8 protein-coding genes are annotated in these 12,625 nt (G+C 38.1%); 4 read left to right on the forward strand and 4 right to left on the reverse strand.

All coding sequences use genetic code 11. The annotated features are described in order from the left end of the window. Nucleotides 1-25: 25 nt before the first annotated feature. The 3 genes from BTR34_RS05090 (at nt 26) to BTR34_RS05100 (ending at nt 4,192) form a co-directional block, all read left to right on the forward strand. Nucleotides 26-838, forward strand: a complete 813-nt coding sequence (locus BTR34_RS05090) for an AraC family transcriptional regulator (protein WP_068487095.1) — start codon at nt 26-28, stop codon at nt 836-838. A gap of 137 nt (nt 839-975) precedes the next feature. Continuing rightward, nucleotides 976-1,353: a VOC family protein gene (locus tag BTR34_RS05095; RefSeq protein WP_068487446.1), complete on the forward strand. Its 378-nt coding sequence runs from the start codon at nt 976-978 to the stop codon at nt 1,351-1,353. A gap of 679 nt (nt 1,354-2,032) precedes the next feature. Continuing rightward, nucleotides 2,033-4,192 (forward strand): prolyl oligopeptidase family serine peptidase, encoded by a 2,160-nt coding sequence (locus BTR34_RS05100; protein ID WP_068487096.1) that lies wholly within the window; start codon nt 2,033-2,035, stop codon nt 4,190-4,192. A gap of 988 nt (nt 4,193-5,180) precedes the next feature. Here BTR34_RS05100 and BTR34_RS05115 read toward each other — a convergent pair. From BTR34_RS05115 to BTR34_RS05125, 3 genes are read right to left on the reverse strand one after another with little or no spacing between them, the layout of a single operon-like run. After that, nucleotides 5,181-7,784 carry a sodium:solute symporter family transporter gene (locus BTR34_RS05115; RefSeq protein WP_068487100.1) on the reverse strand — a complete coding sequence of 868 codons (2,604 nt, stop codon included), beginning with the start codon at nt 7,782-7,784 and terminating at the stop codon, nt 5,181-5,183. Nucleotides 7,785-7,840: 56 nt separating this feature from the next. After that, a complete protein-coding gene (locus tag BTR34_RS05120; RefSeq protein ID WP_068487102.1) occupies nt 7,841-8,974 on the reverse strand; it encodes a sialidase family protein in 1,134 nt (377 codons plus the stop codon). 6 nt (nt 8,975-8,980) lie between these two features. Next, nucleotides 8,981-10,138 carry an AGE family epimerase/isomerase gene (locus tag BTR34_RS05125; protein WP_068487104.1) on the reverse strand — a complete coding sequence of 386 codons (1,158 nt, stop codon included), beginning with the start codon at nt 10,136-10,138 and terminating at the stop codon, nt 8,981-8,983. 181 nt (nt 10,139-10,319) lie between these two features. On the opposite strand from BTR34_RS05125, the gene BTR34_RS05130 reads away from it, so the two are divergent. Then, a complete protein-coding gene (locus tag BTR34_RS05130) occupies nt 10,320-11,051 on the forward strand; it encodes a FadR/GntR family transcriptional regulator (RefSeq protein WP_068487106.1) in 732 nt (243 codons plus the stop codon). 63 nt (nt 11,052-11,114) lie between these two features. On the opposite strand, the gene BTR34_RS05135 is transcribed toward BTR34_RS05130, so the two are convergent. Further along, nucleotides 11,115-12,620 carry a RagB/SusD family nutrient uptake outer membrane protein gene (locus BTR34_RS05135; RefSeq protein ID WP_068487108.1) on the reverse strand — a complete coding sequence of 502 codons (1,506 nt, stop codon included), beginning with the start codon at nt 12,618-12,620 and terminating at the stop codon, nt 11,115-11,117. Nucleotides 12,621-12,625: the final 5 nt, after the last annotated feature.

Consider the following 12,625-nt stretch of genomic DNA (forward strand, 5'->3'; position numbering starts at 1 on the left):
TTGTGCATAATGCGAAAAAAACGTAGTGAATGAACTGAAAATCATAAGAGAATACTATAAACCGATTCAACCAACAGTTTCGGCTAACGATGACGAGATAAGTTATCAAGAAAGCAAACCAAATAAAGAAATTCAGGATTTCATTTACTGCTTTTGGCAACTCAAAACACAGAAACCTTTAAAAAGAAACTATAATTACCGAGTAGTTTCTGACGGTTGTATCGACATATTTTTTGACCATAAAAAACCGACTGAAAACTTTGTGATGGGATTTTGCAGAAAGTTCGTTCAATTCCCTATCGGCAAAGAATTTGATTATATCGGAATTCGGTTTTTGCCCTCTGCCTTCACACACTTATTCGGAGTTGACGCCAAAACTTTAAGCAATCAATCCCAAGAACTGAACAAAATTTTGCCCAACTTTTCAGAGTGGATTAATTCAAAAATCAACCCAGCAGATTCATTTGAAAATATCACAAAAATCCTGAATGAAAAAATAATCAAATTTTCAAAAAACCAAGATATTAACTATGACCAACGTTTTTTGAATTCACTAAACTTGATTTTTCAAAAGAATGGGTTTTTGGACACCGAAAAGGACCTTAATACAGGATTAAGCTCAAGACAACTTCGAAGAATTTTCAACTTTTATATCGGCACAACTGCAAAATCATTTAGTAATGTTGTGCGTTTTCAACATATTTTAAATGCAAAACCTTCAAAACAAAGTTTAAAAGAAAACAAACTGTACTTTGATGTTGGTTTTTTTGACCAAGCTCATTTCATTAAAAACTTCAAAATATTTTACGGTGTAACACCTTCTGAAGCCTTCCGTTAAGTTTGTCCGATTTATACAATTCCTCGGCTTATTGTCAACCTAAATTTGTATGAACAAAATTATTGACAATGAAAGCATTATTATTAACCGTGTTTGTTCTTACAGTAGGTTGGACAAATGCACAAACAACAAACAAGATGAAACTTAACGCAGGAATAATTACGGAAAAATTGCAGGAAACAAAGAAATTTTACACAGAAGTTATGGACTTTGGAGTAAGTTTTGAAAACGAATTTTATTTACTGCTTCACACACCTGACCAATCTGCAGAAATCAGTTTTCTACAACCGAACCACCCAAGCCAAAAACCCATTTTTCAATCTGCATTTAACGGAAAAGGAGTGTATTTGACTATTGAAGTTGAAAACGTAGATGAAGTTTATAAACAACTAAAAGACAAAGGAGTCCAAATGGAAATCGAAATCCGAGATGAACCTTGGGGCGACAGACATTTTGCAATCAAAGACCCAAATGGAATTGGAATTGATATTGTGACTTATACAAAACCCGAATAATAAAGCACTATGCACAACAAAGAACTGAGGTGAAAAATAAATAAATGCTTCAATAAATCTGAGACATTATAATCCCCCGCTGTGCGAATTTTGCAACTTCGTACCACTTTGAGTAAGCTAGATGACAAATAGATTAAAAAGTGATAATGGCCATGACCACTAGGTAATAATTTTTTCTTTTACTCATGTTTTACCAATAACCTGATTACCCCTTGCAAACTCATAGGAGTTTTGCCACAGTTTATACCATGTTTTATTTCTATTGGTACAGGTTACAAATGAGTTTTTATATTCGTTCTTTTTGTGCTAACCATAATAGCGTACTGGGTTCTATACGAAGTTGCAAATTTCGCTCGGCGTGGAAACCTTCCGAAGTGCATCTAAACCGTAATATAGAATACAGGTCGTATCGGAAAAATAAGGTAAATTTACCTATGCTCACGATTTAACAACGAACCTAGTTCAATAAATTTTTTTTGGCTTCTAAACGGCCAAAATATATCCATTGAATGTCTAGAATAGACCCGAAAAAAGGTCAACCTATTTCGGTATAATACAAATGATAAGAAAACCAAAAAAGTCCAACTTGGAAGACCTTTAAAAAGCACACGCTCCAATGGTGAGAGCGCTATTTGAGCAGCATTAAGATTATTTTTCCAGACGTTACTAAAGCAAATACATGAAACAGATCTCTTTTTATCAAACAATAGTAGTGGCAGCCTTACTGATGGCGATGCCCGCAACAATCACAGCACAGGAAAGTGAGCTCACGCTTAATGACCTCTTCGTAACGCCAAAACTGACGGGAACAACCCCGTCCCCACCTGCGTGGGCACCGAACAGTGAGCACTTCGCCTTTTCCTGGAGTGAACCAGGAAATTCTATGCGTGGCCTCTGGATATCCACAAGCGATGGGAAGGAAGCGCGCCTCAGTTCCGATACGGCATCCGAATCCGTACGCGATATTGTCTGGGCCGATGCGAACACAATCATCAGCCTGCGAGGTAACCACCTATGGCAGACCTCGCTAAGCCAAGGAAACGACATCCAGTTTATGCCCGTCGAGGCAGGTGCAAGTAACCTGGCTATATCGCCAAGCGGCAAACAAGCGGCGTATATCCGAAACGGTGACCTGTGGCTTGCTGACTTGCCTTCCAAAGAGAATCGCCAGCTCACCGAGATCGGCATTGCCAGTCTCTCAAGCTTACAGAAGGGGCGCTACAGCCGACCGGAACGTGAAATAGGTCCAGGCATCTGGAGTGGTCCAGAGTACAAGTGGTCCCCGAATGGCAAGACAATTGCGTTTCACGTCGTAGACCGACGCGAGATGCGAAAGGTGCCGTTCCCGGATTACCTCGCTGCCGAAACCAATCCCAACGAGGTACGCCGAAGTTACCCGGGCGATCCAAACGAGATTCGCAGGGTTGGCCTGCTCGATGTAGAAAGCGGTAACATTATGTACCTCGATTTGCCAGACCCTCACGCCCACCAGATCATCGACTTCAACTGGTCACCGGAAGGAGCTTTGCTTGTTGACACCGCATCAGATACGGCGGTTGAACGTAAGTTGTTCGTCGTTGCACCCGGAGAAAGCCAACTGCGTGGGATTTGGCGAGGTGTTCGAGAGAGCCGCATGTACACATCGTTTGGATCTACCTGGCATCCAGATGGTAAGAAGGTCGTTTTCTTAAGCGATATGGGTGATCGCTACGGCCTTTATATGATCGATGCCTCAACGTCTAGCGATCGTCCGAAGCTCTTGACAGATCCGTCCTACGATGTGCTGTCCGCCCCGACTATTGCTGGTAATACACTGTTTTATGCAGGCAACGGCGTTAATCCGTACGAACAACATGTGTATCGCCTGAATCTGTCCGGTGGCGATCCCCAACAGGTGACACGTCTTTCTGGGCAGAACGTTGGCTACCCCTCACCGGATGGTCGGCACTTGGTATTCATGCACAGCAACGACAACTCACCGCCCGAGCTGTACGTGGTCAGCAGCGAGGGTGGTGACCCTACGCGCATAACCCACTCGCCCTTGCCCGCCTTCACGGAGCGATCCTGGGCGGCTGCGGAATACGTGACCTTCCCCAGTCTTATAGATGACTACACGCTGCATGCCCGAATTTTGAAACCTACCAACATGCAGCCCGGTACGAAGTATCCAGTGCTGTTTGGACCCGTGTATTCGAATACAGCGAGGAACCGCTGGGCCGGCAACTACAGCCTCGTACAGCATCTGTTGGCCAAGAAGGGATATATTATCGTGCAGGTGGATTCACGTGGTAGCAACGGTTATGGCCGGGAATTCCGTGAAGAGTTCCTGCTCGGCTTTGCCGGCGAGGATATTGATGATTATGCAAGTGCCGTTGCCTACATGGAGTCACTGGATTATGTCGATCCCGATCGCATCGGCATCTGGGGCAGCAGTTACGGTGGAACACTCTCAGTTTATTCGCTGTTGATGAAGCCGGGCTTGTTCCAGGTAGGTGTTGCTGCAGCAGCAGCTGTTGACCCAATCTTCTTTGGCACGGACGACGTTGCGATTGTTCGCAGCCCACAGACACACCCCGAAATCTTCGAACGGAAAGCGCTCAATTATGCATCGAATCTAGAGGATAAACTCCTTTTTATCCACGGCATGCAAGATCATGTGGTACCATTTAAGACGACGACCGTGTTAGCTGAAGAACTGATTAAACAAGGCAAGGATTTCGACTTTGCCTTTGCACCGGGTGCAACGCATGGATGGAGCCGTGAGCAGCATTACGATCGCTACCTTTTTGGCAAGATAATCGAATACTTTGACCGACATCTAGCTAAGCCTTCTAAGTAGCTATTTGCAGGTGTTTTATTACTAGATGTTGAAGAACACCGTTCAGATTTTTAGAACGTCTCATACCAAACGATATGCCACATGCCTCACCTGAGTTATCTGATCGTGAAACGCAACAAAGAAACATTTCCGATATTTGAAAATCCAGAGGCACGTGCCATATCTGAGCGTTAGCAAAATCTTGCCAGCCGTACTTTCTCACTCAGATAAAATGCCAGCTTAGGGGCGTACGTCCCAATTTTTTAACCCTTTTCGCAAAACTATGTTTAAATAGACTCCCCTTCAAAATTAACTTATTACTAAAGGCTCAATATCGGCCAAGAACCTGACCTTACTTTTAACTATTGATTAAAAAGAAATAACTAAGTCAATTATTTAACAACTTAGTCCCGTTCATTTTTATAACGCTCTACACTTGATATTATATATTTAAATAATCAAGACACTAATATTAGAATCTTTTTTTAACTAAATTGCCAACTAATCAGAAAACTAAAACTGCATACGTTTTTGCATACGATTTTAAAATTTTATAGCGATTGAGCCCAATAAAACCGTTGGAAATTTTCCATACGAAGAGCTCATAACCCGAAGGTCGCTGGTTCGAGTCCAGTCCCCGCTACTAATACAAGACCCATCACTAGAAATAGCTGATGGGTTTTTTTATTTCCTACTTTACATCCTTTGGTATTACGGATCAAGATATAACCTTATGGAATATGCGATTTAGGCTAAAATATTAATTAGCCCAAAGAGGAAGAATTCTATGTTTCTAACTTCTGTATATTGCGCCCTAAATGATTTTATTTTGGGATTGAAATATTCTACCGTAGCATTATTGGTACTCTTATTTATAAATAGTTCAAGATCAACCTGTAAATGAGGGATATCATGTAGGTAATGGTTTTGAAAGCCTTGAATCCGAAGTTTTCTACGTCTATATATCAATGCCAGAGATAATTAACCTGTATCAAAATACCTCTATTCGTTATTTTTTATCCTTAAAAATTGAACTACTTAAATAACCAAAAATAAAACAAGAAACCACTCCAAAGAAAGCATACATTAAAAAACTAATATCGGTAAAAACACTTATATACCAAATTAATATAGCACTTATTACCAAACCCATTAGTGTACCTGTTGCGTTCGCCTTTTTGGTCAACATCCCTAAAAGAAACATACCTCCTAATCCTCCCGTGAAAAGACCTAGGAATCTATAAAATTGATCCCATAGAGATTTAATATTTGAACTCGCCATCCAAAGTGCCAACAACACACCTAACACACCAGTAACTATAGTTACAATTCTAGCAATTCTTAATAATTTTAAGTCTGGCGTTTTCGGACTAAAATGTTGATGAAAATCATTACAATACGCTGTTGAAACTGAATTTAAACTACTACTGATACTTGACATTGCAGCAGAAAAAATTCCAGCAACCAGCAAGCCAGAAACACCAACTGGCAACTCCCTAACAATATACCAAGGAAAAATAGAATCGTTATTTGACATAGCCGGAGATAGTGCATTCGGCATTTCTGAATAAAAAATAAATAAGAGCGTACCTATACCAAAAAAGATAATTGTTGCAGGTAAAGTCAAAACCGCATTAGTATACAATGTTTTTTGAGAATCTTTTATGCTAGAGCTTGTCAAATATCGTTGCACTATGGTCTGATCTGTACCTTGAGTAACCATAGCAGAGGCCAAACCTCCAATGAAAACTACCCAGAAGGTAGATTCAGTAAAATCAAAGTCTAGATTGGCAATATTGAACTTATCACGCTCTGAAGCATAAGAAATCATATCTACAAATGAGGTTTCGGTATGCAACAGAATCCAAACTACTGCCAAAATACTACCCCCTAAAAGCACGATTACCTGTAATACATCTGTCCAAATCACCGCTTCAATACCTCCAAAAGTCGTGTATAGCACACACAATAACCCCATAATCAAAATACTTGTCTCTACGGGTATACCAGTAACTATAGAAATGGCAAGTGATGGCAGTAATAACACAATGCCTATTCGCCCTAATTGGAATAATATAAACGACAAACTACCAAATGCGCGCGCTGTATAATTAAAACGGTCTTCTAAATACTCATAAGCAGTTCTAATTTTCAGTTTATTAAAAAAGGGTATGAATATAAAAGCTATTACCGGTGTTATTAAAATGGCTGTAATATTAAGAAAGAAAAAAGACCAATCCGTTATAAAAGCTTTCGCTGGTATAGCCATAAATGTGATGGCGCTTAATAGCGTTCCAAATACACTTAAACCAGAAGCCCACCAAGGAATACGACCACCACCAACAAAATAATCTTCGGTCGACTTTTGTTTTCGGGCAAAATAGACACCAATCATTAAAGAAACTAAAAGATATAGTACCAAAACCGTGTAATTAATAACACCAAACGGTTCAGCTGCTTCAGCTATTTTAAATTGCCGAACTGCTGCTGTTCTGATGCCTGGAGAAACCTCTCCTGAAATAATTACAAAGCCCTCATCTTTTTTAAAAGAAAGTGCCGTTACAGGTATACCAAACGATAAAGTGTCGTAAACAAACCATTTTTTTGTAATACTATTATAACCTAATATTTCTTTAGAAAACCCTGGATGGACTGTAAGTATTTTATCCCTTTTTTCTTTTAAGGTAAGTGCAATTGAATCATTTTTCTCTTCTGCAAGCTGTAATGCTATATTTTCAAGTTGGTTAAACAATAACTCATCTGAACCTCCATAAATCATAATATGCATAGAACCCATGCTTTCAGCAGAGGCACCCATTATAACCCTAGAATTTCCGTTGATCAATAATTCACCTTCATTTTTCCAATGTCCTTCTTTAAGATCATAGGATAGGTAATTGGTTAGCGTTTCTGATTTTTTTCCGGCTATTTGATTCCTGCCCCCAATAACAAAAAGCTTTCTTGATTCTTTTGTTTCTTGTACTGCAATACTGTGCAATGCCCTAGCAGGACCTGGAAAATCTAAAAGTCTTTCCCATTCTTTGGTGTTTTTTAAAGACATTCTATAAAAAGAATTGACGCTCTTTACAGAATTTTTACCTCCAACTACGTACACATAATCTCCCTCAACAACTGCAGCAGCATAGGCCAAAGGTTCTGGTAACGATGGATAATCGGTAATTTCAAGATTATCTTTGGATAAATTATAGTTCAGCAAAAAAACTTTATCACTGGTTTGGTCTCCGTTTTCTCCACCAATGATCAACACACCGTTGGGTGTAGTTACAGAAGCCCCGTATGCAAGTGGCGATGGTAGTACTTTATCGGATAATTTCCACTGACCATCTTGCAACACATAAATGTCTTCGCTATATATCTTTTTACCACCTTTCCAAGGTAAACCATTTGGAAAATTAGCACCACCAGCCGTTATAATTACGTCATTGTACTCCCCTCCTACCATACCTGCAAAACCAAAAGCAGTTGAATCTTCTGCTTGTTTTATTAGCTCAGGTAGTTCTAACATACCCACTTTAGATTTTTCTTGACCGAAACCAATTGCAACGAACAGTATAAATACCGATAAAGCTTTTTTAATTTCTTTTCTATTCATATTATGAATGTTCAGTTTTGAAATATCTTAAAGTAATAATGGGGTCTTTAGTTCTGCTAGTTTTTTTTCTTAGGCTTTTTATACTTGTCTTTATTATCAGTCAACCATTTAAGCGAAAAACGAGCGTAAACGTTCTCGGTATATTCATCTTTTTCAAAGAAAACACCAATATCGCCATTTTTTAAAACGGTTAACGATGAATATGCGGAAGGACCTTCATACACCGTTTTACCATTGGTCCACGTTGCGCCTTCATCATAGCTTACACGAACGGTTAAGTTTGTACGGCCTTTTGTAGTTTTGGCATTGGAAAATAATAAGCGATTTTTATTATATCCATCATCTATAGATGTATATCTAATAATACTTGCATTACACCCTGGATCTATCAGATTTGTATCGGGTTTTGTTGTCCAGGTTTTGCCTTCATCTGTAGAGGTATGAATTAAACGATGGCCTTCTTTATTCTCACGTGCATTTACCATCCAGCTACCATCTGCCAATTCAACAATTTTAGATTCATCGGCCGGAGTTATAGGAGTATCTATTAAAAACCACGTTTTGCCATGGTCATCACTACCAAAAATATGCATACCGCTATTTAAATTTACCATACAGTGCAAAAGTTTACCAGTACTTGTCTGTATACCCCTTCCTGAAGTAATAAATTTAAAATCTTCGTGCCATTCAGGTTTCGCAATTTGCGAGGTAATATCTTCTGGTTTACTCCATGTTTTACCATTATCCGAACTTTTCAGCACATGTAAATAATAGACATCTTTTTCTGTGTTCAAATTCATGAAATTATAGAACATGAATATCTCTTTGGTGATTTTATCGACTATCATAGAAGGGTCAGATGCGGACTGGCCCAACGGAAAATCTACAACCGTCTCTATAGGCGTCCATGTTTTCCCATTATCACTACTTCTACGAATTACAATATTAATATCATCACTTCCCCTAAGGTCATTACAAGAGGGTAATCTTTCATCAATTGCAGCAATAAGGTCGCCGTTTGGTGCGGTTACAATGGCAGGAATTCGATAACAAGAAACCGACTCGTTCATTGATGTATTGAATAGATCTTGATGGTCAATGATCCCTTCTGCCATTTGAAACGATTTATCTTGGGCATTTACAGAAAAAGTAAAAAGCAGGGCTAAAGCAATTAGTGTGTAATTCTTCATTTAAATTTATTTTGATTCTATTTTTTCAAAAGATTTCCAACATTGGTACATAGCTCTTGGAACATGGAAACACCCTTTCCATTTACCTCCTTTTAACGTAGATAATGGTTCTCCTTTGCGGTTAAGGTACCCAAACCACTCCCCATGTTCAAGGTCGGGAAAATGAGACCATGTATAGTCATGAACTTTTTGATACCAATGTGCAATTGTACTTGATGGGTTTTGCTCATATGCTTTCGTTAAAGCTACCAAGGTTTCAAGGTGTACCCACCACAATTTTTGGTCATGCTCTAACTGTTGGGGCGGATGGCCTTTGGCATCCATAAAATAGAAAATACCTCCAAATTCTTTGTCCCAACCATATTCCAATATACGTATAATCGTATCAGAAGCTCTCTGAATAAGTTTTTGGTCATTTTTTCGAACCCCGATATCAATCATAAACCACATCGCTTCAATACCATGACCTGGATTAATAAGCCTTCCATCAAAACTATTATGTAGTGATCCGTCTTGCATCACATTTTCATATATTAAACCAGAATCTTTTTGTAGAAAGACTTCCATAACTTCGTTGACACTATAATTTAGTGTTCGTTCTATTTCTTCTGGTTCAAGAACATCTGAAAGCTCTAATACCAGATTAGACAAAATCATTGGAAGTGCAAAATTTTTCAGATTTCGCTCTCCAGTTCCCTTCTCATAAATTCCTTTAGGATTGTCTTTTCGACTTAAGATATTAAGATACGTAGCCTTTGCAATTTCACGAAACTCATTGTTACCTGAAGCTTTTGCGTATTGGGCAAATGCCATTGCTGCAAAGCAATCAGAAAATATATTGTAGGGCTGCACCAAAGGCTTTCCTTCTTTGGTCATTGAAAAATAAAAATTTCCATTAGAATCCCTTGCGTTATTTTTAATAAAATCAGCGCCTAATTTTGCATTTTTTAGCCAAGATTCTCTTCGCTCAACTTGATTATAAAGCATAGAAAATTGCCATACTTGTCTTGCTTGAAGCCAAGTAAATTTATCGGTATCGTACACCTTCCCAGTCTGATCAAGACACGTATAATAACCTCCATCAACGAGATCTAACGAATGTTGCTCCCAAAATGGAAGTATATCAGTTAAAAGTGTATTCTTGTATAATGATGCGTATTTCATTTTATATGTATAACATAATACAAAAATAAACAAAAAATCGTTAACTTAGTCAGTGGTAGAAGTATTAATAAATGCTTAATAAAAGTTTCTTAATAGAAATTAAGAATCAACTATATAATCTATATAAGTAACCGTATTTTTGTTAATTGATGTTGTATAAATTGATAGTAAATAACCAAGTATGAAGAAATTTAAAAAGTTAGCACCTGTAGATACTGGATCTCTAGTAGACAAAGTAGAAATACGTTTATTGGCTTTTTTTAAAGATAATAACCTCAAGGCCGGCGATGCCATACCCAAGGAACTTGAGTTCGCAGAATCTTTGGGCGTAAGCAGAACTGTTGTTAGAGAGGCACTTCTTCGTTTACGTACATTAGGCTTGGTAGAATCAAAAAAGCATAGGGGCATGATATTGAAGCAGCCGGATATCATCAATAATTTTGAACGTATTATGGACCCAACTTTATTAGGCGAGGATACAATGAGACAACTCTTTGAGCTTCGTTTAATTTTAGAAATGGGAATGGCAGACTTTCTTTTTGAACATAAGACACAAAAAGATATGGATGAGCTAGAGGCAATAGTTAAAGCTGAGGAATCTAGCAGTTCTGGTAAAATTCGATTTACTTTAGACAAGGAGGTTGCCTTTCATGGTAAATTATATGAAATGTCCAAAAACACTACGCTATTAAAATTTCAAAACTTACTACTACCTGTTTTTGATTATGTATACTTAAAAGAAACCAAGAATACCGACCTAGATGCTTACCATTTTTCAGGTGGGAAATTTGTCTCTCATAGAATGTTATTTGAAAATCTAAAAGTTGGTACCCCAGAAACTTTTAGAAATGCAATGCGACGACATTTAGAACCGCATTTTGATCATGCTTTCAAGGCAAACGGAGATAAATAAAAAGTCCCTGGCTAACTAAACCAAGGACTTTTAGAAAATTAACTAAATCAACAACTATTTTATTTAATTATACCCTGGTGTTTGAACCAATGCCGGGTTTCTACCTAACATATCAGTTGTAATAGGTAACAATAATTTATACTCATCACCTGGAGACAAAAATTCAACATTATCAAAAACGAAACTGTTACCGGCTCTTCTTAAATCCCACCATCTTTTGCCTTCTCCAACAAATTCTTTATAACGTTCGTCTAAAATAGCATTCGCATTATCTATTTGTGAACCATTTGTAAAGCCGTGAACGATCACATCGTAATTAGCTCCGTATGCTCTTTCACGAATTAAATTTATTTCGTTCGTTGGGTCTTCATTTAAAAGATTTTTTGCTTCTGCCAAAAGTAACAGAACATCTGCATATCTATATACAGGTACATCGTTTTCAAATATTCGTTCTGAACCAATTACCTGACCTAAGAACTTATTAAAGACAGAACCAAAATATACAGGTTCATTATACGACGGGTATCCTAATCCTCCATTATCATTTGTATATAATCTTATAAAAGTTGCATCTTTACGACTATCATCGTTATCGTCTAACAACAAAATGGTCTTCTCAGACTGGCCATATCTGTTTGCTCCTGCAATAATAAAATCCATCATAGAATTACCGTCATCATCAAATTGTGGGTTAATTTCAGTACTTCGGCCTGTTAAACTGTTATAAAAGTTAGATGCTTCATCTTGTTTGTACTGCAAGGCGAAAATAAACTCACTATTCCCTTCGTTTCCAACGCCCCATAAACTAGGAATATCATTTTCTAATCCCACACCAAAAGAAGCTACTTGCTGTAATGCCGTTTTTGCTTCATTTAAATCTGCAGTACCGCCGTCTAGCAAGTTTCCAGACCAAATATAAACGTCCCCTTTAAGGGTAAGTGTTGCTGCTTTAGACCAGAAGTTTTTACTATCTACCCAAAAACTATCGTCAGAACCAAAGGCAGTTAAAGAAGCATCTATATCCGACTTTATTAAATTCATTACTTCTTCTTGTGAAGACCGAGCCTTACTTAAATCAGTTGGGTCTATTGCACCAACAGGTTCTAAAATAATTGGAACACCACCCCATGTTTTTAACAGTGTATAGTAATATAATGCTCTTAGACCATAAGCTTGCCCCATTAAGTGTGCCTTTTCACCCTCGTTAATAAAGGTTACGTTTGGTGCATTAGCCAAGAAATCATTAATACGGTGTATTCTTGTATACAAACCTGCCCACCCGCCAAAAGGTGCAGTTGCTTCAGTAAAATTAGATTCTATCAAGTTAATATTATCGGCAGACTCATATGTTCTTCCTCCCCAAATATCGCTTCTAATTTCTCCCAATAACCAAAAATCTTGGGCAGATGATCTTAAATTGGCATATAAACCAGTATGTGCGGTTTTTACGCCTTCTTCAGTTTCCCAAAAACCTGCAGAGGTCAACTCACTGGGACTTTCTAATTCGAGCTCACTTTCGCATGCACTCAAAGCAACGGTAGCTAATAATATGTATAAATATTTTTTCATCTTTA

Origin of the sequence: Maribacter hydrothermalis (assembly GCF_001913155.1) — a bacterium.
Taxonomy (GTDB): domain Bacteria; phylum Bacteroidota; class Bacteroidia; order Flavobacteriales; family Flavobacteriaceae; genus Maribacter; species Maribacter hydrothermalis.

Bases quoted from the DNA above. Each gene is read 5' to 3' on its own strand.
- BTR34_RS05095 (WP_068487446.1), top strand. From the start codon at position 976: ATGAAACTTAACGCAGGAATAATTACGGAAAAATTGCAGGAAACAAAG.
- BTR34_RS05100 (WP_068487096.1), top strand. From the start codon at position 2,033: ATGAAACAGATCTCTTTTTATCAAACAATAGTAGTGGCAGCCTTACTG.
- BTR34_RS05115 (WP_068487100.1), bottom strand. From the start codon at position 7,784: ATGAATAGAAAAGAAATTAAAAAAGCTTTATCGGTATTTATACTGTTC.
- BTR34_RS05120 (WP_068487102.1), bottom strand. From the start codon at position 8,974: ATGAAGAATTACACACTAATTGCTTTAGCCCTGCTTTTTACTTTTTCT.
- BTR34_RS05125 (WP_068487104.1), bottom strand. From the start codon at position 10,138: ATGAAATACGCATCATTATACAAGAATACACTTTTAACTGATATACTT.
- BTR34_RS05130 (WP_068487106.1), top strand. From the start codon at position 10,320: ATGAAGAAATTTAAAAAGTTAGCACCTGTAGATACTGGATCTCTAGTA.
- BTR34_RS05135 (WP_068487108.1), bottom strand. From the start codon at position 12,620: ATGAAAAAATATTTATACATATTATTAGCTACCGTTGCTTTGAGTGCA.